The organism is Nocardia sp. CA-107356, assembly GCF_050946365.1.
GTDB lineage: Bacteria > Actinomycetota > Actinomycetes > Mycobacteriales > Mycobacteriaceae > Nocardia.
Map to the genome: position 1 here is coordinate 6,482,293 of NZ_CP191992.1, position 26,823 is coordinate 6,509,115.

At 66.3% G+C, this 26,823-nt stretch carries 19 protein-coding genes; 3 read left to right on the top strand and 16 right to left on the bottom strand.

What is annotated here, in order from left to right; all coding sequences use genetic code 11:
• Positions 1–10: 10 nt before the first annotated feature.
• From ACQP1G_RS29415 to ACQP1G_RS29480, 14 genes are all read right to left on the bottom strand, one after another.
• A complete protein-coding gene (locus ACQP1G_RS29415) occupies positions 11–1,219 on the bottom strand; it encodes an SfnB family sulfur acquisition oxidoreductase (protein WP_433208917.1) in 1,209 nt (402 codons plus the stop codon).
• Positions 1,220–1,394: 175 nt separating this feature from the next.
• Positions 1,395–1,757 (bottom strand): MerR family transcriptional regulator, encoded by a 363-nt coding sequence (locus ACQP1G_RS29420; protein WP_433192801.1) that lies wholly within the window; start codon positions 1,755–1,757, stop codon positions 1,395–1,397.
• A 96-nt stretch (positions 1,758–1,853) separates the two neighbouring features.
• On the bottom strand, positions 1,854–2,120 hold the full coding sequence (locus ACQP1G_RS29425; RefSeq protein ID WP_433192802.1) for a hypothetical protein: 267 nt from the start codon (positions 2,118–2,120) through the stop codon (positions 1,854–1,856).
• A 319-nt stretch (positions 2,121–2,439) separates the two neighbouring features.
• Entirely contained in the window at positions 2,440–3,462 is a 1,023-nt protein-coding gene (locus ACQP1G_RS29430; RefSeq protein WP_433192803.1) for an alpha/beta hydrolase, read from the bottom strand.
• A 377-nt stretch (positions 3,463–3,839) separates the two neighbouring features.
• Complete coding sequence (locus tag ACQP1G_RS29435) at positions 3,840–6,029, bottom strand: MMPL family transporter (protein ID WP_433192804.1); 2,190 nt, start codon at positions 6,027–6,029, stop codon at positions 3,840–3,842.
• Positions 6,030–6,060: 31 nt separating this feature from the next.
• Complete coding sequence (locus ACQP1G_RS29440) at positions 6,061–7,497, bottom strand: DHA2 family efflux MFS transporter permease subunit (protein ID WP_433192805.1); 1,437 nt, start codon at positions 7,495–7,497, stop codon at positions 6,061–6,063.
• 97 nt (positions 7,498–7,594) lie between these two features.
• A complete protein-coding gene (locus tag ACQP1G_RS29445) occupies positions 7,595–8,107 on the bottom strand; it encodes a TetR/AcrR family transcriptional regulator (RefSeq protein WP_433192806.1) in 513 nt (170 codons plus the stop codon).
• A gap of 49 nt (positions 8,108–8,156) precedes the next feature.
• Entirely contained in the window at positions 8,157–10,067 is a 1,911-nt protein-coding gene (locus ACQP1G_RS29450) for an anthranilate synthase family protein (RefSeq protein ID WP_433192807.1), read from the bottom strand.
• Complete coding sequence (locus ACQP1G_RS29455) at positions 10,057–10,716, bottom strand: isochorismatase family protein (RefSeq protein ID WP_433192808.1); 660 nt, start codon at positions 10,714–10,716, stop codon at positions 10,057–10,059. Before ACQP1G_RS29455 ends, ACQP1G_RS29450 begins: the two co-directional genes overlap by 11 nt.
• Positions 10,717–10,729: 13 nt before the next feature.
• Positions 10,730–11,497: a 2,3-dihydro-2,3-dihydroxybenzoate dehydrogenase gene (locus tag ACQP1G_RS29460; protein WP_433192809.1), complete on the bottom strand. Its 768-nt coding sequence runs from the start codon at positions 11,495–11,497 to the stop codon at positions 10,730–10,732.
• Positions 11,494–12,969, bottom strand: coding sequence for an amidohydrolase family protein (locus ACQP1G_RS29465; protein ID WP_433192810.1), 1,476 nt, complete (start codon positions 12,967–12,969; stop codon positions 11,494–11,496). Before ACQP1G_RS29465 ends, ACQP1G_RS29460 begins: the two co-directional genes overlap by 4 nt.
• Positions 12,966–13,220 carry a phosphopantetheine-binding protein gene (locus ACQP1G_RS29470; RefSeq protein ID WP_433192811.1) on the bottom strand — a complete coding sequence of 85 codons (255 nt, stop codon included), beginning with the start codon at positions 13,218–13,220 and terminating at the stop codon, positions 12,966–12,968. Before ACQP1G_RS29470 ends, ACQP1G_RS29465 begins: the two co-directional genes overlap by 4 nt.
• On the bottom strand, positions 13,217–14,842 hold the full coding sequence (locus ACQP1G_RS29475; RefSeq protein WP_433192812.1) for a (2,3-dihydroxybenzoyl)adenylate synthase: 1,626 nt from the start codon (positions 14,840–14,842) through the stop codon (positions 13,217–13,219). The genes ACQP1G_RS29470 and ACQP1G_RS29475 overlap by 4 nt, the downstream gene beginning before the upstream one ends.
• Before the next feature lie 5 nt (positions 14,843–14,847).
• Positions 14,848–15,882 (bottom strand): ketoacyl-ACP synthase III family protein, encoded by a 1,035-nt coding sequence (locus tag ACQP1G_RS29480; RefSeq protein ID WP_433192813.1) that lies wholly within the window; start codon positions 15,880–15,882, stop codon positions 14,848–14,850.
• A gap of 212 nt (positions 15,883–16,094) precedes the next feature.
• On the opposite strand from ACQP1G_RS29480, the gene ACQP1G_RS29485 reads away from it, so the two are divergent.
• The 3 genes from ACQP1G_RS29485 to ACQP1G_RS29495 all read left to right on the top strand — a co-directional run bounded on the left by ACQP1G_RS29485 (position 16,095) and on the right by ACQP1G_RS29495 (position 23,158).
• Positions 16,095–17,438 carry a phenylacetate--CoA ligase family protein gene (locus tag ACQP1G_RS29485; protein ID WP_433192814.1) on the top strand — a complete coding sequence of 448 codons (1,344 nt, stop codon included), beginning with the start codon at positions 16,095–16,097 and terminating at the stop codon, positions 17,436–17,438.
• A gap of 46 nt (positions 17,439–17,484) precedes the next feature.
• Positions 17,485–22,530 (top strand): type I polyketide synthase, encoded by a 5,046-nt coding sequence (locus tag ACQP1G_RS29490; protein WP_433192815.1) that lies wholly within the window; start codon positions 17,485–17,487, stop codon positions 22,528–22,530.
• Positions 22,531–22,819: 289 nt separating this feature from the next.
• Positions 22,820–23,158 (top strand): VOC family protein, encoded by a 339-nt coding sequence (locus tag ACQP1G_RS29495; protein ID WP_433192816.1) that lies wholly within the window; start codon positions 22,820–22,822, stop codon positions 23,156–23,158.
• Between the two features lie 183 nt (positions 23,159–23,341).
• On the opposite strand, the gene ACQP1G_RS29500 is transcribed toward ACQP1G_RS29495, so the two are convergent.
• On the bottom strand, positions 23,342–25,063 hold the full coding sequence (locus ACQP1G_RS29500; protein WP_433192817.1) for an ABC transporter ATP-binding protein: 1,722 nt from the start codon (positions 25,061–25,063) through the stop codon (positions 23,342–23,344).
• The gene (locus tag ACQP1G_RS29505; protein ID WP_433192818.1) at positions 25,060–26,823 is read right to left on the bottom strand and encodes an ABC transporter ATP-binding protein; all 1,764 of its coding nucleotides are present in this window, start codon (positions 26,821–26,823) and stop codon (positions 25,060–25,062) included. The genes ACQP1G_RS29500 and ACQP1G_RS29505 overlap by 4 nt, the downstream gene beginning before the upstream one ends.

Genomic DNA, 26,823 nt, shown 5'->3' on the forward strand with positions numbered 1-26,823 from the left:
CTCACTCAGATCAGATCACGCCGTGCAGCGGTGGCGCGGTGTCGTGCAGCAGCGCCCTGCCGATGTGTTGATACTTCCACCGAACGGGATCGTGCAGCGTGTGTGTGCGGGCATTGCGCCAGTAGTGATGCAGGTTCAGATCCGCAGCGGCACTGCGTGTTCCGCCGACTTCGAATAGTGCGGCCGAGACCTCGTTGGCCGCGCGATCGGCGAGTACCTTCGCGGTGGCGACGGCCAATGATGCGGGGGCGGCGAATTCTGCCGCACCGACGGCGGCGTCGACGGCAACACCGGCGGTGGTGAGCGTGGCCTCGGCGGCGCTCACCTCTACGGACAACTCACCGAAGCGTTGGATCAGCAGCGGGTCGTCGACAGCCCTTGTGACGCCCGATTCGAACCATGGCCGACTCGACGTGCGCACGAATTCCGTTGCCGCGGTGAGCGCGCCACGGGCAATACCGGTGTCGATCGCGGCGTGCAGCAATTGCGCGTAGGCACCGTATCCGGTCGGTGCGTGCACGGCCCCCGAGCGGGCGATCAACTGATCCCGCTCGACGACGACACCCTCGAACTCGATGGTTCCGCTGCCGGTCGTGCGCTGTCCGATACCGTGCCAGTCATCGATGATTCGCACGCCGGGCGTATCGGCCGGTAGATAAGCGATGTACTCCCCCGGTGCCAGGCCACTGCGCTGCTCGGGATCGTCGAGCCGGGTGAGCACCGCGAGCAGATCCGCGAAAAGCGAACCCGTGCAGTAGAACTTGATGCCGTCGATGCGGCAGCGGTCGCCGACCGGCCGGACCGTCGTGGCGATATCGACGACGGTCGCACTGCCGCGCTCGGACTGCGCATTGGCGATCCGGGCACCGGCCAGCACCTGACCGAAGTAACGCTGCTGCTGATCCCTGGAACCCGCCAGCCGCAGCAGGTTCAGATAAACGAAATGGCTGTGCGGAATCTGCGCGATATTCGGGTCGGCGGCCGCCAGTATGCGCACCACCTCGGCCACCACGCTCGGCGGGAGATCGGCTCCCCCGAACGCCGCGGGCACCGTGATCGCGAGCAACCCACTCGCCGCGAGTCGATCCACCTCGGCGAATGGCAACTCCCGCCCGCGATCACGCGCCGCGGCCTCCCGGACGAAGTCCGAAGCCAATTGTGCCGCAACCGAATATGCCTGTACGGCGGATTCGATGCGGTCGGCGGCGATCGCGGTCATCGATGCCCACAGGCGAATCGGATCTGATCGGCGATCTGCTCTGTGGTCATACGTGCTCCATTCGGTGTCGGGGAACCCGGCTATCGCCTGGAAGGTGCGCACCGTGCGCGTCCCTTCCACTTCAGCACCGGAGCCCGACCCGCAGGAGGGTTTGAATCTGCGCGATCGGATGGGGCTATATGTGAGCGCGTACGGCGTCGAGGTATTCGGCGATGGCATTCCGGTTGCGGGTGAGGCAGTCGATGCGCCGGGACATGCGGGTGAGTTCGTCTTCCAGCAGTGCCAGCATCTCCGGTGTGGCGTCGTCGAACACGATAGAGCGCGACTTATCGATGCAGGGCAGGATCTGTTTGATGATGCGGGTCGGCAGGCCGGCATCGAGCAGTCCTCGGATCTGGATGACGCGGTCCACGAGGCGCTCGTCGTAGCTGCGGTAGCCGTTCTGGCAGCGCTGCGAGACGATCAGGCCCTGCTCCTCGTAGTAGCGCAGCAGCCGGCGGGAGGTTCCGGTTCGCTCGGACAGCTCTCCGATGCGCATATGTGTTCCACCTCATACGGACCCAGGTATGACCATCACATCCATGTGAAGGTTCCAGCATAGGCTCATGAAGATAGGTACCCCACTGTGCGGCGGTTACTGGAGTGTGGACTCCAGCAACACGCCAGCGCCTACCACAACGGCAGCGGCGAGCCCAGCGCGCAGCAGCACGGTGGTGTATCTGATGGGGTTGCTGTTGCGTCGTTGCCAGGCGACTTGAGCGCAGACGCAGACCACGCCGGTGAGGGTGGCCAGCATATGCAGCCAGGTGACGAGCCCGAGCAGCGTGATCAACCGCTCCGACAGCGGTGGAATTTCCGGGTCGAGGTTCGTGATGTCGGCAAGAATCGCAGCGAAGTGCATATCGGTTCTCCTTCCGAACCCGATCCGACGTGTCGTCGACCGCAGGTCTGCGAGAACATCCGGCGGCCCGCCAGGGAATCATTGGCTACCCGCCGGAGAGGCACTGAAACCTCCGGGTATTTCGCGCTGACCTGCACAAATAGCGGCAGCCCGAGGCTCACGCTTTTCGCCGTCGGCTCACAGCTATCCCGACCGGCGGGTGCGACGGCGAACATCGGGCCGAGCGGCGGCCGCGCCCGGTACATCGTGTGGCGAGTGCGGACAAGCGGCTGCCGGAGCACCCATCGCACGGTGACATAGCGAGCCGAGGACGAGTTGTCTACACGCCGAGACCGTGCGCCAACACCGGCCAGGATGCCGCCAACTCATCACCCCAGTAGCCCCAGGAGTGGGTGCCATAAGGACGCAGCTCGACGGTCGCGGGAATAGCCAGCTCCGCCAACCGGCTCGCCATGTTGCGCGTGCACTGATCGACCGCGACCTCGAGGACGCCGCCGACGAGTATCTGGTTGACCAGAGCGTCCCCACCGCCGACGAGGTGCCGGTCCCCGACCTTGTCGTAGGGACCGGGAAGCCCGTTCCCGCTCGACAGGTAGAGGTCGATCCCGCGCAGCCCGGCGGCATTCGCATACGGATCATTGGCGACCCACATCGGATCGTCGGGTGGACCGTACATATTCGCGGCATCGCCACCGCCATAGGCCACTGTGAGCCGAACATAGGATTGACCGACGGAATCGGCGATCTGCGCGCATCCACTGTAGGACGCCACCGCCCGGTACAGGCCGGGCTTCGCGATCGGCAATTGCAGCACGGAGGTACCCGACATCGATACCCCCGCAATCGCATTGACCCCGTTGGTGCCCAGTGCACTATCGATCAGCGGAGGCAACTCCTCGGTCAGATACGTCTTCCATTTCACGACGCCCAGCCGAGGATCCGGCGCTCGCCAGTCCGCGTAATAGGACCCGGCACCACCGAGTGGCTGCACCACATTGACATTCCTCGTGGTCAGGAAGTCGGTCGCGCCGGTTTGCCGATCCCACGACGCCTGTCCGTTCCCACCGTTGCCGCCGCTCAGCAGATACAGCACCGGCCGGGGAGCAGAGGTATCGGCAGGGCGGTGCACCTCCACTGCCAATTGGCGGTTCATCGCCGCCGAGAAAACAGTGAGAACAAGATGCCGATCATCGATCACGCGGATATCCACGATCCGCGAACCGTCCGGCGCGACCGACGAAGTGGGCCGCACATCAGATGGACCGATGCCCGGCTCAGCCGCCGAAGGTGACGACGGCGTCGCTGCCAGTGCCGTACATATAACACCCACCGCTGTCACCATTGCTGCACGGCGTGTAAACGAGCGGTATCGCAACTTTGAGTCCTGCTTCTTCTTCGCACAATTGAATCCGTCGCGCGGCGAGACGAGAAACTCGTCGCCGCCGCGCGGCGGCGAGTCTGGCACCCCCTGACGAACAGCAGGTTTCGCGTTGCTGTCCAGGAGAAGGACGGCTGCGCCGCCGTTGGTTCAGGATGGAAATGCCTGGTCAGACCGACCAGCCACCGAATCCATCGGCGGATGCTGATTGATACCTCAACGTGGCTGGGCATTGCGGAACGAGCCCTACAGTGCGGTTCCCCTGGTGCAGCATGACCTCACCGACTCCGGCGACGCCCACCGTGCAGCCAGTGGTGGGTGTGGCGCCACCGGAGTGGCGATCAGGTGAGTGCCGGTGCGTCCGTCCGCTCGACCGGCTTCGGATCATCGGCCTCGTCGGCACCGTCGGATTCCTTGATGCCGATGCGCGCGTAGAGTGCGCGCAGCGGTCCTGGAGCCCACCATCCGGCGTTGCCCAGCAGCTTCATGATCGCGGGGACCAGCAGGATGCGGACGATGGTGGCGTCGAGCACGATCGCGGCCACCATGCCGACGCCGAACAGTTTCATGGTGAGAACCTGACTGAATGCCATGGCCGCCAATGGCACACACATCAGCAGTGCCGCGCTGGTGATCAGTCGGCCGGTGCGCTGCACACCGGTCGCTACCGCGGCGGTCGGATCGCCCAGGTTGTCGTACTGCTCGCGGACCCGTGACAGCAGGAACACTTCGTAGTCCATGGACAGGCCGAAGATCAAGGCGAACAGCATGATCGGCATATTCGGTTCGATATTGCCGGTCGGGTCGAAACCGAGCAGCCCGGACAGGTGCCCCTCCTGGAATACCCACACCAGGATGCCGAAGGTCGCCGACAGCGAGAGGAGATTCATCACGATCGCCTTGAGCGGCAGCACGACCGAGCCGAACGCCAGGAACAGCAGGAGGTAGGTCGCGACCGCGATGTAGATCAGCATCCACGGCAGCACGCCGCCCAGTTTGGTCAGGGCGTCATCGTAAGCCGCTGTCTCACCGCCGAAATAGGCCTTCGCGCCCGGCGGGGTCGGCTGGTGCCGCAACCGGTCCAGCAGGTCGCGGCTCGACTTCGATACCGCCGCACCGTCATAGGACACCGACACCCTGGCGTGATCGCCCACCGCACCGCTCACCTGCGCGTTGCGCACCCCGGATACGCCACGCAATCGGTCGGCGTAGGCGGCCAATTCGCGCTGCTGCTCGGGCATCTCGGCCTGCCCCCGCAGAGTCAGCACGGCGTCGATGGTTTTGGCGCCGTCGCCGTCGAAGTCTCGCTCCATGATCGTGTACACCTGACGCCCCTGCGCCGAATTCGGCAGCTGCCGTGCGTCATTCGCACCGAACTCGATATTCAGCAGCGGTGCGGCCACAACCAGCAGCAGGCCGGTGGCGATCGCCGCCACGGCGATGGGCCGGTGCATCACCGCATGCGCGAGCCGGTACCAGAAGCCGCCATGACCCGGAATCACCGAACGCTGCTTCCACAGCGCCAGCGCGTTCACCCGCGGCCCGAGCACCGCCAGCGCGGCGGGCAGCGCGACGAGTGAGAACAGCATCGACAGCAGCACCGCGGCAATTCCGCCGTAGGACATGGATTTCAGGAAGACGAACGGGAACAAGCTCATCGACGCCAGCGCCACGGCGACGGTGATGCCGGAGACCGCGACCGTGCGTCCGGCGGTGGCCAGGGTGCGCGCGAGCGCGTCGGCGCCGGTGCGGCCGCGCTCGGTCTCCTCGCGGTACCGACTGACGATGAACAGTCCATAGTCGATCGCGACGGCAAGACCGAGAATGGTCACCAGACTCATCGCGAATACCGAGATATCGGTGAATTGCGCGAAAACCCGCAGTACCGCCATCGATCCGATGATCGACAAGCCGCCGACCACCAAGGGCAGACCGGCGGCGACCAGACCGCCGAAGACGATCACCAGCAGGATGAACAGCACCGGGAACGACAATCCCTCGGCCATGCCCAGGTCCTTGCCGACCTGATCGCCCGCCTCGTACCCGGCCGGGACATTGCCGCCGCGGATGGTCTCCAGCCCGTCCGCACCCAGCCGGTCCTTGATCTTCAGGTAGCTGTCCTGTTTGGCATTGTCGTCCGCGCCCGCCAGATTCAATCCGACGTAGGTCGCGTGCTTGTCCCGGCTCACCAGATCCGGTGCCTGCGTGGTCCAGAAGTCGACCGATCCGGTGACAACGCCACCGGGCAAGGCCGCGAGCCGATTCTGGACCGCCTGCCGAAAGGCCGGATCCTCGACGGTCTTATCCTTGCTCCGGTAGACGATCACCGCGTCCGGCGCCCGCTGCGGGAACGCCTTATCCGCGATATCGGCCGCCTGTTTACTTTCCGAGCCGCGCGCCTCGAAGCCATTCGGCACCATATCGCCGAAGACCCCGACGCCGTAGATTCCGGCCACCACCGCGAACAGCGCGGTCAGCGCGAGCACGGCCTTGCGTCGTCGGTGGACGAAGTATCCGAGCCTTTCGAACATCACTGCCTCCCAACTAGATTGGCGAACCGTGTTATCCAGTGACGGCCGCTGCGGCCGGGGCGGCCGGGGCGTCGGCCACCGGGGCATCGGAGGCGACCCGAACTCGCCTGGGCAGCAGGACCGCGAACAGCGTGGCGGCGGCCAGGATTGCCGCGCCGGTCCATACCGCGGGTCGGTAGCCGTCGGTGAAGGTCCAGCCGGTCGTGTAACTGCCGTAGGCGGTGAAGACCGCACCCAGCGCCGCGATGCCGATCACAGTGCCCAGATTGCGGACCGTATTCGAAACCCCCGATGCCACGCCCTCGTATTGCGGCGCAACATATTCCAGCGCCAGTCGCGCGATCGGCGGGAAGAACAAGCCCATCCCAGCACCGCTGATGACAAAGGCGGGCACCAGCGCCACATACGACACGGTGGGATCGGTAATGGCGGCCAGCCACCCGAGCCCGATGCTCTGCAGTACCAAACCGACCACCAGCACCGGCTTTCCGCCGATCTTGTCGATCAGAATCCCGGCGATCGGCGCGGTGAAGGTGGGCATCGCGGTCCAGGCGAGGGTGTACACGCCCGCCTTCAGCGCCGAATAGTGCTGCACCACTTGCAGGAACTGCACCAGCAGGAAGATCGCGCCGAACATGCCGACGGCCATGGCGAATCCGGCCAGGATGGTCAGCGTGAAGCCCCGGCTGGCGAACAGTACGGGCGGCACCATCGGCTCGGATGCGCGCAGGATCCAGGCGACGAACGCCACCAGCACCACCGCGCCCGCGATCAGCGATCCGAGCACCGCGGCACTGGTCCAACCGTGCTCATTGCCCCGGATCACGCCGAACACCACGCCGAACAGCCCGACGGCGACCAGCACATTGCCGACCACATCCAAACGTCCGTGCGCGCCGAAACTTTCGCTCAGCATGAGCACCGCGATCGGCACCAGCACCACACCGATCGGCACATTCAGCCAGAAGATCCATTGCCAGGACGCGGCATCGGTGATCGCACCGCCCACGACCGGCCCAAGACCAACGGCCAGACCGCTCATCGCGCTCCAGATGCCGATGGCCGCACCGCGTTTGGCGGGCGGCACGGCATCGGCGAGCAATGTGAGGGTGAGCGGAATGATGATCGCAGCACCGATGCCCTGAATCGCCCTGGCACCCACCAGGAATTCGATCGACGTGGAGAGCGCGCACGCCGCCGAGGCTGCGGTGAACAGCGTCATCCCGATGATGAAGACGCGCTTGCGGCCGAACCGGTCGCCGAGCGAGGCGCCCGCAAGCAGCAGCACGGCCTCGGTGAGGGTGTAGGAGTTGACGATCCACTGCAGACCGTCGAGGCCGCTGTGCAGTTCGGTCCGAATGGTCGGCAGTGCGTTGAACACCACCAGGTTGTCCAGCGACACCATGAATACCGCGAGGCCACTGACCACAAAGGTCCACACCACGTGGCGCTTGTCCGTGGTTGTCATCGGTTATTTCCTTCTAAGTTAGTTAGTGGTCACTTAGTTTCGACATGAAAAAAATAGGGCTGTGCCCTGAGACAGAGCCCGGGGTGAACCGAGGCCGTTATTCGGGCAGCTCCAGCTCCAGGGCCGTCGCGACATTGAGCAGCATTCCGGATGCCATGAAGGTGGCCTGGCCCTCGGGATCGGTTCCGGTGAGTTCGTGCACCAGCTCGAACAGGCGGCGATAGCGCGCCCGGCTCAACTCGCGGATCTCCGGGTCGAGACACGCGGCCGCGTAGGTATGCAGCTGGAACGTCAGCAGTTGTCGGTCGGCGAGCAACGCGATGTAGGCGTCCCCCATCGCGTCCAGGCGTTCCTGTTCGGTCTCGCCCGCGGCATTGGATCGGAAGTTCTGTTCGACGATATCGAAGGCGCGATTGGCCGCCGCGAGGAAGATCGCCTTCTTGGTCGGGAACAGTCGGAACAGGTAGGGCTGCGAAACGCCCACTCGACGCGCGATCGACTCCGTTGACGTCGCCGTGTATCCACCCACCGCGAATTCGGCAATGGCCGCGGTGACGAGCTGCTCGCGCCGCTCGTCGGCGGACATCCGCACTTTCGCTGGTGTGCTCACGGTTCCCAGGTTAGTGACTGCTAACAAACCGGTCAATGCGCCTCGCTACTCAGATCGGGGCGGCCGCCACCGACCGCGCGAGCAGTCCGGAAACCATCCGATCCACGATGCTCGAACCGTTCGTGGTCATTACCGAGGCCGGATGAAACTGTACCGAGGCAAACCCAGTGCCGCGCAGGCCATATACCGCGCCGGTACGCGCATCACGGCAGACCGCGATCGGATCCGGACAGCGCGGACTCCAGAAGGTCTCACCGTCGTGCCTGGCCTCGAAGGTGTTGTAGAAGTACACCGGCTCCGGCGTGCCGAACCAGTCGATGGCGCGCAGTACGCCCTGGTTGGGCACCGCACGCCGGACGAGTTCGAGACCGAGGATGCCGCTCAGCACCTGGTGACTCAGACAGACCGAGAGGAACGGAATATGGCCCGCCAGTAGAGTTTCGGTGAGTTCGTACAGGCGGCTGATCTTACGATCCGCGCGGTCGCGTGGATCTCCCGGTCCCGGCCCCATGACGATGAGGTCGTAGGCGTTCGGCAGGAACGGCCGGTCGAATTCGTGGACGGTGACATCGAATCCGAGGGCGCGCATGAGGCGGGCCCCCATCGCGGTGAAGGTGTCCTCGGCGTCGACGATCAGCGCGCGGCGACCCACATGCGACGGCGCGAAGGGCGCGGGCGTCAGCCACAGCGGCGACAGCGGGCGGTTGCGATCCGAAAGTGCCCGGCACACCATGGGATCCGCGGACAGGCCCGGAGCCGACGCGCCGCGGCCGCGGCCGTGCAGGGCATTCAAGAGACCGGCGGCCTTGACCCGCGTCTCGCGAGCCTCGGCCAACGGATCGGAATCGCGCACCAGCGTCGCACCCACTCCGATGCGGACATTGCCAGCGCCGTCCACATCCGCGGTGCGGATCATGATCGCCGAATCGATGCGCTGCTGCCCCAGTTCGTCACGGCCGATGAGCGCGAGCACGCCCGCGTAGTAGCCGCGGCCGGTGGGCTCGTACCGCTCGATCACTCGGCAGGCATTTTCCAATGGACTGCCGGTCACCGTCGGTGCCAGCAGCGTCTCGCGCAGGACATCGCGATAGTCGCGATCGCAGCGGCCCGCTATGCGGTATTCGGTATGCGCCAGATGGGCCATCTCCTTGAGCCGCGGGCCGTGCACATACGGCTCGTCGCAGATCCGACACATCATTTTGAGTTCCTCGTCGAGGACCATATAGAGCTCGTTGGTCTCCTTCCCGTCGGCGAGGAAACCGAGCAGGCCCGCGATGGTCGGGCCCTGCGGCGGATAGCGAAAGGTGCCGCTGATGGGAGTCATTGCCGCCGTGCCGTTTTCGACGCTGACCTGACGTTCCGGACTGGCACCGATGAACATCCGGTCGCCCGCGCGGACCAGGAAGGTCCAGTACGCGCCGGTCTCGCTGGCCAGCAGCCGAGCGTAGAACGCCAAGGCGGTGCGCACGCTCCAGTTCGATATCTCACAGCGCCAGGTGCGCCGCAGCACGAAGTTCGCGCCCGCGCCGTGGCCGATCTCCTCGGCGAGCACGCGCCGCACCAGGTCCGCGTATTCGATATCGTCGAGGTCGAATTCACCCGAACCGACCTCGATGGGCCAGTCCGCGACGGCTTGGTGCAGCCGGGTGATCGGGAGCGTGCCCTGTCGATCGATGCTCAGGCACAGCACCGGTTCGCCGTCGTCGTGATGGGCGAAGCCACGCTCGCCGATGGTGCGGAACGGCAGGATGGCCAGCAGTTCATGGGCGCCGTCGGGGATATCGCCGGCGCCCGACAGTGCGGGCAGGTCGGCGGTGGTCGCGACCTCCGATACCGTGCCGATCAGCAGTTCGACCCGGTCCGCCGGTGCGGACTCCGGTCGATGCAGCAGCGCGAAAGAGGTGTCACTCCAGATCAATTCGGCCATGCTGGTTACCGAGCCGGTGAAATCACCGTTCACCGACCGCCACCTCGCTCGGTACGCCGAGTTCGGCGAGCGCCTGCGCCATCGAGACCACCCGGCCGCAGCGGGTCGCGACATAGGTCAGGGCCATTCGGTGGTAGTCCGCGGTGAAATCGGCGATCGCGTCGGACACCACGAATGCCTGCAGGTCATGGGCGAAGGCGTCACATGCGGTCAGCAACACCCCGACATGGGCGTAGACGCCGCACACCACCAACTGGTCGCGGCCGCTGCGCCGCATGAACTCGAGCAGTTCGGTGCGATGGAAGGCGCTGGCCCGCCACTTGGTGAATACCAGATCCTCTGGGGTCGGTATCAATTCGTCGGCAATGCCACGGTGCTCCGGTGCGGAAGACATGCCCCTGCCCCAGAAATCCTTGAGCAGTCCGCGCTGCTCGTCGGTCATATCGCCGGGTTGTGCGGTGTAGGTCACCGGGACCCCGAGGTGCGCGCACATATCGCGCAGCGCAACGACATTGCGCAACAGGGTGGTCAGCGGATCCGACCCGAACGGGGCCAGGAAGTAGTGCTGCATATCGTGGATTAGCAACACACTGCGGCGCGGATCGAGTGTCCACCGCACGGTGTTGTCGGGCAGATCCCGGCGGACCGGCATCGAGTACGGGGCGATCGGTGCGATGGCCATCGATATCTCCTAGTCAGCGCACGCCGAGGGTCGCGCCGCCGTCGACGGTGAGTTCTTGCATCGTGATGTGGCGCGCCTCGTCCGACAGCAGGAACATGACCGCATCCGCGATATCGCACGGGCGGGCGATGCGCCCGAGCGGGATGCCGAGCCGGAAGGCCTGTGGCACACCATCGATGGTGGCGCGTTCGGCGTCGTCGTCGCGGAACAGCGCGGTCAGCATGGGGGTGTCGGTGGAGCCGGGGGCGACCACATTGCAGCGGATGCCGTGTTGGGCCAGTTCGAGCCCGAGGCAGCGGGTGAGCATGGTGGCCGCCGCCTTCGATGCCGCGTAGGCCGACATGCCGATGCGCGGCGTAGATCCGGCATTCGAGGAGATCGTGACGATGGCGCCGCGCCGACGCGGCATCATCCGGCGGGCAACGGCCCGGCTGGCCAAGAAGACGCCACCGGCATTCACCGAAAGTGTTGTACTCCAGTCAGATTCGGTCATCTCTTCGACGCGGCCGCTCTGCAGGATGCCTGCCGCGTTGACCAGATAGTCGATGGGACCGAGTTCGGTCTCGGCCCGCTCGACGGCCACCTCCACTTCCGCGGCAACGGTCACGTCCACCGGGAGCGCGAGCACCCGACTACCCGTAGCGGTGAGTTTGTCCGCCAGATCCCACAATTGGGCGATATCGCGATCGAGTAGTGCCACCGCGATGTCGGAATCGGCCAGGGCACCGGCGATTTCGCTGCCGATACCACCGGCCGCGCCGGTAATGATCGCGACACTCATCGCAGCGCTCCGTTCAGCACGCCGTCGACCACCTCGGCGGGCACCCGCAGGCAGCGCTTCGTGAAGGAGCCGAGCGCGTCCAGATACCGTTCGCGTACATCGACGATATCCACGCCGACCGTCTCGCCGCCGGACAGCAGCACCTCGCCGCCGACGATCACGGTGTCGATATCGTGCGATCCGCCGAGCCACAGCAAGCTTTCCAGTGGACGCGGATTCAACAGGTACCGCCAGTCGTCGGTGCGAACGAGCACGATATCGGCACATTTTCCGACCTCGAGGCTGCCGATCTCATCGGCCCAGCGCAGGCCCCTGGCGGCGATCCGGGTGGACATGGCCAGCGCATCGCTGGGCAGCACGTCGGTGTGGTCGGCGACCAGCTCGTTGTACATCTGCCAGGCCGCGCGCATGGTCTCGACCATTCCCGCATTCGGCAGCGAGGCGCCGTCGGTCGACAGCGATACGTCCAGACCGGCGCGGCGCAGTCGGGGCACGACACCGGTCTCGGTCAGTGTGGATTCGCCGGAGGGACCGTACTTCCCGGGTGAATGGCTGATGTGCGCGCCCGCATTGCGCAGCAGTTCCTGTTCCTCGTCGTCGACGAAGGCGCAGTGTGCGGCCATCAGCCGGTCGGTGACCAGGCCGAGTTCGTGCAGGCGGCGGACACCGGTGGCCCCATAGAACTTTCGCAGCAGTTCGGGTTCGTTGCGGACGGCGCCGACGTGGGTGGCGAAACCGACATCGTGGCGGGCCACCAGATCGGCGAAACCGCGACCGAGCTCGTCGGTCATATTGGTGACATAGGCGATCGAGGGACGGCAGCGAATACGGCCGGAGTCGTCCTGCTCGCACGCCTTCAGCAGTTCCTCGACCTGGGACAGCACGCCGTCGGCATCCCGGGTGCGGACGAACTTGTCGGCACCGGGCGCGCAGATGGCGTCGGCGGCCCAGGTGGTGGCGACGAACCGGATGCCCAGATCGCGGGCGGCTCGCACCAGCGCGGTCGGGCGGTTGAGGGAGCCGACATCGCCGATTGTGGTTACGCCGCCGCGCATTTGGGTCCACATCGAATATTCGGCGATCGCGTACGCCTCGTCCGGGGTGAGGCCCTCGATCAGACCGTCGAAGGAGTCGAACATGCCCGAGATCTTGTGCATATCGCCACCGCCACCGAACATCGCCAGCTCGTCGTGGCGGTCGGAGACCGGACGCAGGGCGCCGCGCAGCGGGAAGCCCATGGCGAACATATCGTGCCAGTGCGCGTTGATCAGGCCGGGCAGCACCATCATCGAGCTGGCGTCGATGGTCTTCAGCTCGGCGCGGGTCACCTCGTCCAGCGCAGCGGACACCTCGTCCGCGGTGCCGATCGCGGCAATTTTGCCGTCCACCACGAGAATCGAGCCGCGCTGGTGCACCGTTTCGGCCGCATCGGCGGTGTAGACAACGCCGTTTCGGATCAACAGGGAGCTCATGACTCGGCCTTTCCGAGTGTCGCGAAATGCCGCAACCAGGCGGTCAGGGTGGGCGTGGCGACCAACTGCTCGAAGTCGGCCGGAATCTTCGCCTTGTTCCAGCGGCCGACCATTCGCATGAGCTCGAGCGAACTCAGGCCCAGCACAACGAGATTCGCGTCCGGATCGATGGCGGCCGGGTCGGCGATGCCGAGCACCGGGGCGAGCGTTGCCCGCAGGTCCGCTTCGGTGGGCATGGAAACGGTTGTCACGCTGTCACTTCCTCGATCGCGACGGCCCGGTGGGCACGCAGGGCTTTCTTGTCGACCTTGCCGAGCGGGGTGAGCGGCAACTCCGCGACGATGGTCAGCTCGTCGGGCAGCTTGTAGGAGGCCACCCCGCGGGCGTCCATGGCCTGTTTGAGTTCGGCGAGTTCGGGTGGTGTTCCGGACGGCACAACGAACGCGTGGATCCGCTCCCCCAGGAATTCGTCCGGCATACCGATCACCGCCGTCGCGGCGACGGCCGGATGCGCGAGCAGATGCTGCTCGACCTCACCCGCGTTGATCTTGTCCCCGCCGCGGATGATGAGATCCTTGATGCGGCCCTCGATCACGAGATCACCGTCCGCGGTGCGGCTCGCGAGGTCGCCGGTGCGGTAGAAGCCGTCTTCGGTGAAGGCCAGCGCATTATGTTGCGGCGCACGGTAATACCCGCGCAGGGTGTACGGCCCACGGGTGATCAGCTCGCCGACCTCCCCGGACGGCAGTGCGACGCCGTCGACGTCGACGATCAACAGCTCGTCGGCGTCGGAGATCGGTTTGCCCTGCGTGGTGAGCACCGACTCGGCCGGATCGTCCGGACGGCTGAAGCAGAGCAACCCCTCGGCCATGCCGAATACCTGTTGCAGCGCGCAGCCCAGACTCACACCGATGCGTTCGGTGAAATCCCTTGTCATCCTGGCGCCGCCGACCTGGAGCAAGCGCAGGCTGCTCAGGTCGGCATCGGTCCACTCGGCGATCTCCATCCAGATCGCGACCAGGGACGGTACCAGGGCAGTGACCGTCACGCGCTCGCGCTCGATGAGCGGAAAGCAGTCGAGGGGGTTCGGGGTGTCGGCGAGGACCACCGTGCCGCCGGTCTGGAAGGTGCCGATCACGCCCGGACAGCCCCAGGCGAAGTTGAATTCGATGGGCAGCGCGGCGAGATAGACATCGGAGGTGCCGAGTTCGCAGACTTCCGCGGCGCGCAGCGATTGATAGACGTAGTCGTCGTGGGTGCGGGGAATCAGTTTCGGCAGGGCGGTCGTGCCGCCGGAGAGCAGGAAAAACGCGACGTCGCTCGGGTCCGGATCGGGCAGTTCGGTTGGCGCATTTGCCGACTCGACCTCGGCAAGCGTGGTGAAGCCGTCGCCACCCGCACCGACCACGAACAGTGTGCGCAGTCCGTCGTGCTCGGATCGGATGCGCAGCGCCAATTCCCGGTGATCGAAGTCCCGATGCGTATCCGGCAGCACGTAATGGCTTGCGCCGCTGAGCGCGACAAGGTGACCGATTTCGGTGTGCCGGTGCGCGACCAGCGAGAAGACCGGTTTCGCACCGATCCGCAGCAGTGCGAACGTGATCGCCACGAACTCCGGCACATTCGGCAACTGCACCAGCACACGTTCGTCACGTGCGATACCGTGCTGCCGAAAGCCGATCGCCAGTCGGTCGGCCCAGACATCGAGTTCGGCGTAGCTGATCCGGCGCCCGCCGTGCACCAGCGCAATGGTGTCGGTATACCGTTCGGCGCATTCGCGCAGCAGCGCACCGAGGGTGACACCACGCCAGAAGCCTTGGGTCCGATAGCGTTCCGCGATGGGCTCGGGCCAGGGCGTGCATCCATCCAACACGGCGACTACCGCTTCACGGCGGGGTTGCGGATCTGCACGACGGCCGCACCGGCCTCCATACCGGTGCTCGCGCCGATCAGCAGCACATGGTCGCCGGGACCCACCTGACCGGTGGTCCACACATGTTCCAGACCCAGGAACATATCCGCCGCGCCGGTGTGACCGATGGTGTTGGTGAACTCCCACACCTCCTGGTGCTCCTCGACACCCAGCGGCTGCAGGAACATCGCTTCGAGGGACAGGCGCCCGAATCCGATATGGCAGACCTTGACGATCTTGTCCATCGATACACCGGCCTCTTCCAGGGTGCGCGCGGCGATCTCCACGACCCGCTGCCCGAAGTTGCGGATCGGCGGGGCCTGTCCTTCGGCCCACTGCTCGCGCACCTTGGCGGCCCGCTCATTGAAGTTCAGGCCACGACCACGGGTGATACCCGGCGGGAACAGCTCCTCGCCCGCGCGGTGCAAGATCTCCATCGAAGAATCCGAAAGCGACCCGACCGCAAGCACTTCGGCGAATCCGTCGCGGCGCGATACCACCGCGGCAGCGCCCGCGTCGGCCAGTAGGAACAGCCCGGAACCGCGCCACCGGTCGACCAGCGGGGTGGAGAAGTTGTCGCCGGTGGTGAGCAGTACGGCGTCATGGGCCGGGTTGGCGATCAACCGGTAGGCCGCGGCCTCGAGACCGGCGAGCATGCCGAGGCAGCCCTGCTTGATCTCCAGCGCCGGGATCGGCCGGTCCACGGTGTTGTTCAGGATGTAGTGCACCGCAGACCAGCCGTCGGGCCCCTGATGGTGGGTGTAGCTGTGCAGCAACGCGCCCAGATCGTCGGGTCCGTGCCCGGAGGCCGCCAGCGCCCTGCGCGCGGCGGTGATCGCCATATCGGGTGCCGGTGTCGACTCGCTCACCGCGGCCGAGCGCATACCCGATGCCGCGAGGGCCTCCTCGTCGTACCAGCCCGCCTCGACCGCCGCAGCGGTCGAAATCAGGTCTGGCACATAACTTCCGACACCGGCCAGATAGATATCCTGGGTTTGCATGCGGCCCTTACTTTCTGACGTGCGGAGTCCGCGCCGAACAATTGCCTGAAGGCATCGGACCATGTTTCACGGCCGCGAAACATGAGTAGTCGGTACTCAATTTTCGAACCGATCCGAGCACTTCCGACCGATTGAGTAGCAATTGAGTAGCTGCCCCGCTGGCCCGCGGCGCGCCCGGATGTTGTCCTTGGTCCGAGCGCTCAGGAGGATGGATGAACCGCATCACTGTGGCTGGCAGAACCGACGCGACCCGGACCGGACCGGAAATCGGTGACTGGTCCGACTTCGACGAACTCGCGCAATTGCAACGTGACCAGCTACCGCGAATATTCGCCCAGGCCCTGCGGTCCCCGTTCTATGCCGCACGGTATGAAAATGGTGGCGCGCCAATAGTTGCCGACGATTTCCACGACGTCGAAATCACGAGTAAACAGGATTTGCGCGGGTGCTATCCGTTCGGGCTGCTCGCGGTGCCGCGCACGGAATTGGCGACCTATCACGAATCCAGCGGAACCTCGGGTGAGCCGACCGCGTCGTACTACACCGACGCCGACTGGGTCGACCTCGCTGAACGCTATGCCCGCAAATGGGTCGGCATCACCCCGGCCGACACCTTCCTGGTCCGCACCCCGTACGCACTGGTGATCACCGGCCACCTCGCGCAGGCGGCCGGGCGGCTGCGCGGTGCGACGGTCGTGCCAGGGGATGCCCGCTCACTCGCACTGCCGCTGGCCCGGATCGTGCGCTTACTGCACACCCTCGACGTATCGCTCACCTGGTGCAATCCCACCGAAGCCATGATGATCGCCGCAGCGGCGCGCGCGGCCGGACTGCGCCCCGATCGCGACTTTCCGGCGCTGCGAGCGATGTTCGTGGCCGCGGAACCGATGACCGCGACCCGCAAGCGCCGACTGAGCGAGATCTGGGGTGGGGTGCACATCGTCGAGGAATACGGCTCCACCGAAACCGGCACCATCGCGGGCGAATGCCAGCACGGCCGACTGCACCTGTGGGCGGATCGCGCCATCTTCGAGGTGTATTCGCCCGAAACCGGCCGACTGTCATCGTCGGGTTGCGGCCAACTGGTAGTCACTCCGCTCTATCGCGAGGCAATGCCACTGCTGCGCTACAACCTTGCCGACGATGTCGAAGTGAGTTACGACCCGTGCCCGTGCGGCTGGTTGCTGCCGACGGTGCGCGTCTACGGTCGCACCGCCTTCGGATATCCGGTCGACGGGCAGACCGTTGTGCAGAATCAGTTGGAGGAGTTGGTCTTCGGACTGCCGCTCGACTACGAGGTCAACTTCTGGCGCGCCAAGGCCGAGCCCGACGCACTCCTGCTGGAATTCGAGGCCCCCTCGGCCGTACAGCGCCGCGCCGCAGCGGAATTGGGCGCGGCCATCGAACACACCCTCGGTGTCAGGCACGTGATCACACCGTTGCCGCCGGGCACTCTGGTGCCCACCGAGGCATTGACCGCCCAACGCGACATCCTCAAGGCCCGCTACCTCTTCGGGCCGGACGAGTCGTGGGACAAAGCCCTGATGTACCAGTGATTTTCCCTACCGCCGCATCGAAATCGCCCGACTGGTGAGGATTCCCGTGTCCATTTCCCCCACCTCCCGTACCGAGGACCGCATCGCCATCGTCGGCCTCGGCTGCCGATTCGCGGGTGACCTCGACTCCCCCGACGCGCTCTGGGAATTCCTGCTCGATAAGCAGACCGCGGTCGGCACCATCCCCGACGACCGGTGGGCCGCGCACCGCGCCCACTCCCGCGAGCACGCCGCCGTGCTGACCAGGGTCACACCCCGCGGTGCCTTCCGCAGCGAGATCAGCGGATTCGACGCCACCTTCTTCGGCATCTCCGCGACCGAGGCCGGACAGCTCGATCCGCAGCAGCGGATCGCGCTCGAAGTCGCCTGGGAGGCACTCGAACACGCCGGGATCCCGCCACACTCGTTGGCCGGCACCGACGCCGGAGTGTTCATGGGTGTCGGCGCCGACGACTACGGGCGCAGGCTGCTGGAGAATCTGCCGGAAGTACAGGCGTGGACCGGTATCGGCGCCTCGCCGTGCGCGGTGGCCAACCGCATCTCCTACACCCTCGACCTGCGTGGGCCGAGCCTGGCCGTGGACACCGCATGCTCATCGTCGCTGGTGGCGTTGCATCAGGCCGTGACGGCACTGCTGCGGCACGAGACGCCGCTCGCGTTGGCGGGCGGGGTGATGCTGATGGCCGGGCCGGGGTTGACCACCGTACTGGACCAGGCCGGTGCCATCTCGAAGGACGGTCGATCCAAGCCGTTCGACGCGGCCGCCGACGGCTACGGGCGCGGTGAGGGCTGCGGAATCGCGGTACTCAAACGACTTTCGGACGCCGAACGTGACGGCGACCGGGTGCTGGCGGTGATCCGCGGCAGTGCCGTAAACCAGGACGGCCGCACCGACGGCATTATGGCGCCGAGCCGCACCGCGCAGGAACATCTGCTGCGCCGCGCGTATGCCGTGGCCGGTGTGCATCCGCACGAGGTCGACTACATCGAGGCACACGGCACCGGAACGAAGGTGGGCGATCCGATCGAGGCGGGCGCTCTCGCCGCGGTCGTCGGGCGGCGTCCCGAAGGTGCCGAGCCGTGCCTCATCGGCTCGGTCAAGGGCAATGTCGGGCACACCGAGGCCGCGGCCGGTATCGCCGGTGTGATCAAAACGGTGCTGGCCATCTGTCGCGGTGTCATCCCGCCGACGGTCCGGGTCGCCGGGTCGCGCACCGAGATCCCCTGGGCGGAATCGGGTTTGCGGGTCGTCACCGAGGCGACGCCCTGGCCTCCATCTGATCGGCCGAGATCGGCTGGTGTCGCCAGCTACGGGTACGGCGGCACGATCGCGCATATCGTTCTGGAACAAGCCCCGGCCACGACGAAAGTCACTGGCGCCGAGTCGAATTCGATCGGCACGAGAGCGCGCGCGGATGCGGCGCCCGATGTGCGAATCTATCCCGTGTCCTCGGCGACCAGGGTCGGCTTGGCCGCTCATGCGGCCGCATTGCTCGAGGCAGCCGAAACCGTCGACATCGCCGACATGGGCCATACGCTGGCGCTGCGCCGGAGTCATCTGAATGCTCGGGCGGCCGTGGTCGCCGCCGATCGGACCGATCTGATCGCGGGGTTGCGTGCACTGTCAGAAGCTCGGACCGAATCCGGTGTAGTGAGCGGGGACTCCCTCGGCGCGGTCGGTGATCCGGTGTGGGTCTTCTCTGGACACGGTGCGCAGTGGGCGGGTATGGGGCAAGAGCTGCTGCGTGCCGAACCGGTCTTCGCCGAGGTGATCGACCGGATCGGACCGATCTATCGCGAGGAAATGGGCCTGACGCCGCGTCGGGTGTTGGAGTCCGGCAAGCTCGAATCGGTCGACGTGATCCAGGCGATGCTCGTCGCGGTTCAACTCGGGCTCGCGGCGCTGTGGCGGCACTATGGGGTGCGGCCGGGCGCGGTGATCGGGCATTCGGTCGGTGAGATCGCGGCGGCGGTCACGGCCGGTGTGCTCACCGAAGCCGAGGGCGCGATGCTGGCGTGCCGCCGCTCGAACCTGCTGCGCAAGGTCGCCGGCGACGGCGCCATGATCATGGTCGACCGCCCTTTCGAACAGGTCGTCGCCCAGTTGGGAGCGCGCCGGGATGCGGAAGCGGCGATCTGCGCGGCGCCGTCCTCGACGGTGATCGCCGGTGCGGTCGATGCGATCGACACGTTGTCCATCGAGTTGCCCGAGCTCGGTTGGACGGTTCGGCGGGTGGATTCGGATATCGCGTTCCACAGCGCCCAAATGGAACCCTTGGCCGCGGATCTCGCGGTCGCGGTCGCGGAGTTGGAACCCGCACCGGCGACCGTTCCGCTGTATGTGACAGCGGTCCCCGACCCGCGCTCCGCACCGCGGCAAGGTGCACAGTACTGGGCGCAGAACCTGCGCAATGCCGTGCGCTTCCACCAGGCGACCGAGGCGGCCATTGCCGACGGACATCGGGTATTCCTCGAGGTGGCGGCCCATCCGGTGGTCAGCCATTCGATCCTGGAGACGCTGTCCGCCAACGGCATCGACGATGCCCTGGTACTGCCGAGCCTGCGGCGCAACAAACCCGAGCGGCCGACATTGCTGGGATCGGTTGCGGCGCTGCACTGCCGAGGTCTCGCCATCGATTGGACAGCGGCCGCATCCGGCGGACAACTTGTCGACCTGCCGACGAATTCCTGGCAGCACCAACGGCATTGGGTGGACGGGCCAGCGGGCCGCGAAACCCCGGTCGATACCTTGCTCGGTGCGCAGGCAGCCGTGCAGGGCACCTCGGTGCAGGTCTGGCCGACGACACTCGATTTCCGCACCCGGCCCTACCCACAGCGACATCCGGTACTCGGCACCGAAATCACTCCGGCCGCAGTACTGCTCAACACCTTGTTCGCCGCCGGGGACACCACCGAATTGGCCGATGTGCAGCTGAAACTGCCCGTCGTCGTGCCGGAGCCGGAGCAGATCAGAGAGTTGCAGGTGGTGCGCGACGGCTCCGTGCTGCGGATCGTCTCGCGCCGGTTCGGCGGAGACGATGCGGCCTGGTCGACACATACCCTCGCCCGGATCGGCACGGATTCCGCACTCACCCGCCGGAATTCGGATACCGACGACAGCACACCCGGCGCGACCGCGATGCCGGCGGACAATGATTCGCTCGATCCCGACTTCGTAGTCGACCGGCTGGCCGAACTGGGCGTCGCGGAAATGGGCTATCCGTGGCGGATCGATTCGCTGCGGCGGCTCGACAATATGTTGCTCGCCGCCGCCACGGCCGAACTCGACCGGAGTTGGGCGGCGATGCTGGATGCCGCGCTGTCGATGGCATCGGTGATATTCCCGGGTCCGGCGATCCTGCGTATGCCCGCGCATATCGACAGCGCGGCCATCGACGGACCCGCGCCGCGGCAGGCCACCATTTCGGTTCGACTTCGGTCGGATCGATCGACGACGGTGGATGTCACTGTGACGGATGGGGATTCGATCGCGACATTGACCGGGTTGCGCTATGCCGAACTGGAATCGGACGCGGGCACGGACACGCTGAGCGCAATTCGATATCACCTCGAGTGGTTGCCGGTGGAGATTCCGGTCGCGCACGACACCGTTCGGTCAACCATCACCAACACCGCCGAAAGCACTTTGCCGGGCGCCGGTGCGCACGTGGTGTTCGCGCCGACGGCCGTACGCCCCTTCGACGGCGCAGCCGAATTCGCCGCGCTGGTAGGACGGATCGCCGCACTGCCCGCCGACCGCCGTCCCACCCTCTGGGTGTCGACGCGTGGTGTCCGCGAAGGAGCGACTGCACTCGCACCACTGTGGGGCATGGGCCGCGTGGCCGCGAGCGAACATCCCGACTTCTTCGGCGGGGTCATCGATCTGCTGCCGAACGATCCGGACACAGTGGCGCACAGCGTCATTCGAGCCAGCCGCACCGATCCGGTCGTTTCCATCAGAGATGGCAAGGTCTTCGCCCAACGCCTGGTTCCGGCCGAGCGGACCGCCATCCCATTCGCCTGCCGTCCCGACGGGACATATCTGATCACCGGCGGTCTCGGCGCCCTCGGTCTGCTGCTGGCCGAACATCTCGCCGAACGCGGCGCCCGCAGGATCGTGCTGCTGGGCCGGCGCGCACTGCCCACGCGCTCGCTCTGGTCCGACACCGACGAACGGACGGTAACCATCCGCCGGTTGGAGGAAGTGGGCGTGACTGTGCGGACGGTCGCTGCCGATATCACCGACCGCGCCGCCACTGAATCCGCGCTCGCCGCACTCGATCTGCCACCGATCCGCGGTGTCGTGCACGCGGCGGGCACGGTGGACAGTGCGATGCTGCACGATCTCGACCCGGAGACGCTGCGAAAGGTCATGTCGCCCAAGGTCGACGGCGCTCTGGTGCTGCACGAACTCTTCCCACCCGGCAGCACGGACTTCTTCGTGCTGTTCTCCTCGGCCGGGCCGCTGCTCGGCCTGCCCGGCCAGGGCTCCTATGCCGCCGCCAATTCGTTCCTGGATACCCTCGCCGCACAACGTCGTGCATCCGGTCACCGCGAGACCGTCAGCATCGCCTGGACCAGCTGGCGCGGACTCGGCATGTCCACCTCGGCTGCCGCGACCGACCTCGAGCTCGCCGCCCGTGGCACCGCCGACCTCACCGCCGAGCAGGCGCTGCGCGTCTTCGACGACATCGTTGCGCACGCGGATTCCCCGGTGGCGGTGGCACTTACGGTGCTCCGGCAGCATCCCGGTCTGCGCCCGGCGCTACTGTCCGCACTCGACTTCGGCACGGATCAGACCGATACAGCCGGATCGGAGTGGGCCGAGTTGACCGGCGACGAACTGGCGAGCTACCTGTTCGATCTGGTCCACACCCGTGCCGCATCGACTCTGGGCACCGACCCCGACGCCCTCAGCCCGTACCGCCCGCTCACCGAAACCGGTATCGACTCACTACTGGCCACCGCACTGCGCGCGAATCTCGAACGCCACCTCGGCATTCCCCTCCCCGCGACCCTGCTCTGGAACTACCCGACCATCACCGACATCGCCCGCTACCTGACCGAGCAAATGTCACCCGACGCTGGATAGGCCTCGTATCGAGTTCCTACTGTGTTCGATCTGGTCCGCGCCACGAAACCGGCGCGGACCGTGCTCGTTGCGCTCCTGCGTGGGGGGCGCCGATACATCGGCGGCAGGCGCGCGAACCGAGCAGACAGGGCTCGCGTCATGCGACGGTACGACAGACTGCTCCCTGCCCAGGCGGCGGCCGCCGATTCAGTCGGGGTTCAACCGCGCCCAGCAGCTGTGTCCACTGCGAGCACTTGGTAAGTGGTGACAACTCCTGTCGGCGCTCTCAGAGCAATTATCGTCGAAGTCCATGTACACCATCGACTTCGTCGAGTTCCCTTCCGACTCCGCAGCCGACTCGGCCCGGTTCTTCGCCAACGCCTTCGGATGGTCACCGACACCCTACGGACCTGATTACGTCGACATCCAAGGCGCGGGCATTACCCTCGGCTTTCAGGCCGACGCCGACGAAAAGCCCAGCGCTCCCCTGGTCACCATCCGCGCCGACGACCTGACCGAAGCCCGCCGGGCCGTGGAGGCCGCGGGCGGTGTCGTAACCGTCGAGCCGTTCGACTTCCCCGGCGGCAGCCGCTTCCACTTTCGGGAGCCCGGCGGCAGCGAACTCGCCGTTTGGCGCCCGTCCGAATGATCAGCGGCCGGATCACGCCCGGCCACGAACCTCGGCGGTTGCCGAACGTCCGCTGCACGGCCCATACCAGGTGATGACACGCGAACTCCTGGTGGTCAGCGACGTGGTGATCACTGACCTACCAGGAGTTCACTCGAACCTCGAGCGCGGGACGTCCCACTATGCCGGTCTATCGACGCTCACTCAGTGCGCGGCGGTCAACTGCCACCCGCTGGCACGCTGGCGCTGGAACCAGAATTCAGCGTAGCGGCCATCGGCGGCGAGGAGTTCGTCGTGCGTGCCGCGTTCGACGATGGTGCCGGAGTCGAGGAACAGGATCTGATCGGCCGCGGCGACGGTGGGCAGGCGGTGGGCGATGACCAGGAGGGTGCGATCGGCGGTGAGTGCGCTGAGCGCTTCCTGCACGGCCCGCTCGTTTTCCGGGTCCAAGGAAGCGGTGGCCTCGTCGAGCAGCACGATCGGCGCGTCCTTGAGGATGGCGCGGGCGATCGAAACTCGTTGGCGCTCACCGCCGGAGAGCAGGGCGCCGCCCTCCCCCACCATGGTGGCCCAGCCGTCGGGGAGACGGTCGACGATGTCGTCGACGCGGGCCGCGCGGGCCGCATCGCGCACCTCGGCATCGGTCGCATCGGGGCGGCCGAGCCGGATATTCGCCTCGATGGTGTCCTCGAACAGGTAGACGTCCTGGAACACGATCGAAATCCTGGACATCAGTTCGGCCGAGTCCACCTGCCGCACGTCCACCCCACCGACCTGGACGGATCCGGAGTCGACGTCCCAGAATCGGGCGATCAGGCGGCTGACCGTGGTCTTGCCGGAACCCGATGGGCCCACCAGCGCGGTCATGGTGCCCTCGGGTACGCAGAACCAGACATCGCGCAGCACAGCGGATTCCCCGTAGCCGAAGCCGACCGCGCGGAAATCGATAGCATTGCCCTCGGGGATCTGCGGCTGCAGCGATTCGGTCAACGTACGCTCGGCGAGCAGTTCCGACACCTGATCCAACGCGGATTCGGCAGTGCGCAAGGTGGATCCGAGGATCGCGAATTCGGCGATCGGCTCGGTGAAGCGGACGGCGAGCACCAACACCGCGAGCAGTGTGGGCACCGCGAGTCCGCCGTCGAGCGCGAGATAGGTACCGTAGACGAGGATTACGGTGAACGCCGCCTGTACCACCACGGTGAAGCTGATCAAGCCGGGGACTCCGGTGACGAGCACCCGGCGCGCGGCCTCGTACTGGGTATGCAGTGCGGCGTCGAAATTGTCGGATCCGCGACCGAAAACCCGCAGCACAGGCTGCAGTTGCGCGAATTCGACTACACGCCCACCGGTTTCGGCGTTCGCGGCGCTGCGCACCTCGTCGGCCGCGCGGCTCAGCGAGATGCTCCACCGGTAGACCGCGATGATCACCGGAATCGTGAGTGTCGCGGCCAGGGCCAGCCGCCAGTCGAAGAAGTACATCAGCACTACCACGGTGACCGGCGTGAGGAAGGTGGTCACCATGGGCCGCAGCAGATGTGCGGGCACACCCATGATGTCCATGACGCTCTTGGTGGCCAACTGACCGAGCTGACCGACCCGTTCGGCGCCGAACCAGCCGAGTGGCAGGGTAGCGACCTTGTCACCGATGCGGGCGTGCAACGTCTTCGACAGCGTCGCGCCGACCTGCGCCCCGATGCCCATGCTGATGTAGTAGGCCACCGCGTACAGCGCGGCCACCGCGAACAGCGGATACAGCCACGGCCACACCGAGTCCGGATCGGATCCGAACAGCGCCTTCAGAATCGGCGCCAGCAGCGCGAACGCGATGCCCTGTAGCACGGCACCGATTCCCAGTACGACGAGCATTTTGCGAAGTGACGCACCCTGTTCCGGGCCGACCACCGCGAGCAGTTTCCGAATCATGCGCCGGTCCTCTCGACCACCCGAGAGCGCCAGCCCTCGGCTCCTTGGTATGCGTCCCACATGCGGGCGTATCTACCCTGCGCGGCAACGAGTTCCGCGTGCCGTCCCCGTTCGGCGATCACCCCGTCATCGAGCACCACGATCTGGTCCGCGCCGACCACAGTGGACAGCCGGTGCGCGATCATCAGCACGATCTTGCCCTTGGTCAGCGCCGAGAGCGCATCCTGTACCGCGGCCTCGGACTGCGGATCGACATAGGCCGCCGCCTCGTCGAGCACGATGATCGGTGTGTCGGCGAGCAGCGCCCGCGCGATCGAAACCCGTTGCGTCTGACCGCCGGACAAGCGCGCATCCGCACCGATCACCGAGTGATAGCCGCGGGGCAGCGCCTCGATTTCGGCGTGGATACCCGCCGCCTGCGCCGCGTCGATCACCTCGTCCATCGAAGCGTCCGGCCGAGCCATCCGAATATTGCCCACTATGGAGTCCTGCGCGAGGCGGACGTCCTGGAATACAAAGGCGACCCGTCGATACAGATCGGCGGGCGCCATCTCACGAATGTCGATGCCGCCGATGGTGATGGCACCGCCGGTTACGTCCTGGAAGCGTGGCAGCAGCGTGGCCAGGGTGCTCTTACCCGATCCGGACGGACCGACCAGCGCGGTGACCGTACCGGGTGCGAGTTCCAGCTCGACGCCGGTCAGCACCTCGGTGGAACCGTCATAGGAGCAGGCGACATCGCGGTAGCGAACAGTGTTTTCGCTGGGGGACTTCGGCGCGTCCGATACCGGAAGTACCTCGGTAGCAAGGACTTCGACGACTCGCGCGGCCGCCTCCTTGGCGAATCGCAGCTCGTAGCTCGCGTAGAACAGCGCAAGAATCGGCGCGGTGAGGCCGATGCCGAGCAGTGCGAACGGCAGCAGATCCACCGGGGCCAGCCAGCCCCTGGTCACGAACCACGCGCCGCCGCCGAGCACCGCGGCAAGAACCGCGATGGGCGACAGCACGATTTCCGCGGCGGTTTTGGAGTTGAGGGTCGAGCGCACCCAGGTCAGGAAGAACGCGGCGAAATCGTCGGCGGCATCGGCGTAGCGCCGATGCGCCCGATTGGCCTGGCCGAAGGTCTTGACCACGGCGATGCCCTGCACGAATTCGACCGCGTTGCCGTTGATCCGGCCCATGGCCCTGTCGTATTCGGGCAGGTGCTTGCCCATACCCGCCATGGTGGCGCTGTAGAGCGTGAGGCCGATCAGCAGTGGGGCGATGGTCACCAGTGACATCCGCCAGTCCACCCAGAACAGGTAGATCAGCGCGGTGACCGGCAGCACCACCGCGCTGGTCAGCTCCAGCATCGAATGGGCGATCAGGTGGTGCATGGCGGCGACATCGTCCTGGACGATCTTCTTCACCGAGCCGGAATTGCGGCCGGAGAACCAGCCCAGCGGCACCTCGCCGAGTCGGCGCACCAGTCCGCGCCGGATGTGCAGCGCCAGCTCACCGTCGGCGAAATGGGTGATGGCGCCCGCGGCGAGCAGGCAGACCAGCCGCACCAGCAGCGCGGCCGCCGCGATGGCGGTCAATGTCCAGGCATCGCGGGTGCGATCCGGGCCGTTGTCGAGCAGCACCCGCCCGAGTTCGGCGATGGTGATGAACGGGACGACCGCGGCGACGGACGAAAGGGCCTGAGCGGCAATGGCTGTACGCACTCTGCCGCGAATCGGACCGAGCAGCTCTGCGAGCGGGGATTGTTCCGCGGCCAT

Excerpts from the sequence above, each read along its gene's own strand:
- ACQP1G_RS29415 (WP_433208917.1), bottom strand. The coding sequence starts at position 1,219 with ATGACCGCGATCGCCGCCGACCGCATCGAATCCGCCGTACAGGCATAT.
- ACQP1G_RS29420 (WP_433192801.1), bottom strand. The coding sequence starts at position 1,757 with ATGCGCATCGGAGAGCTGTCCGAGCGAACCGGAACCTCCCGCCGGCTG.
- ACQP1G_RS29425 (WP_433192802.1), bottom strand. The coding sequence starts at position 2,120 with ATGCACTTCGCTGCGATTCTTGCCGACATCACGAACCTCGACCCGGAA.
- ACQP1G_RS29430 (WP_433192803.1), bottom strand. The coding sequence starts at position 3,462 with ATGGTGACAGCGGTGGGTGTTATATGTACGGCACTGGCAGCGACGCCG.
- ACQP1G_RS29435 (WP_433192804.1), bottom strand. The coding sequence starts at position 6,029 with ATGTTCGAAAGGCTCGGATACTTCGTCCACCGACGACGCAAGGCCGTG.
- ACQP1G_RS29440 (WP_433192805.1), bottom strand. The coding sequence starts at position 7,497 with ATGACAACCACGGACAAGCGCCACGTGGTGTGGACCTTTGTGGTCAGT.
- ACQP1G_RS29455 (WP_433192808.1), bottom strand. The coding sequence starts at position 10,716 with ATGGCCATCGCACCGATCGCCCCGTACTCGATGCCGGTCCGCCGGGAT.
- ACQP1G_RS29460 (WP_433192809.1), bottom strand. The coding sequence starts at position 11,497 with ATGAGTGTCGCGATCATTACCGGCGCGGCCGGTGGTATCGGCAGCGAA.
- ACQP1G_RS29465 (WP_433192810.1), bottom strand. The coding sequence starts at position 12,969 with ATGAGCTCCCTGTTGATCCGAAACGGCGTTGTCTACACCGCCGATGCG.
- ACQP1G_RS29480 (WP_433192813.1), bottom strand. The coding sequence starts at position 15,882 with ATGCAAACCCAGGATATCTATCTGGCCGGTGTCGGAAGTTATGTGCCA.
- ACQP1G_RS29485 (WP_433192814.1), top strand. The coding sequence starts at position 16,095 with ATGAACCGCATCACTGTGGCTGGCAGAACCGACGCGACCCGGACCGGA.
- ACQP1G_RS29495 (WP_433192816.1), top strand. The coding sequence starts at position 22,820 with ATGTACACCATCGACTTCGTCGAGTTCCCTTCCGACTCCGCAGCCGAC.
- ACQP1G_RS29500 (WP_433192817.1), bottom strand. The coding sequence starts at position 25,063 with ATGATTCGGAAACTGCTCGCGGTGGTCGGCCCGGAACAGGGTGCGTCA.
- ACQP1G_RS29505 (WP_433192818.1), bottom strand. The coding sequence starts at position 26,823 with ATGGCCGCGGAACAATCCCCGCTCGCAGAGCTGCTCGGTCCGATTCGC.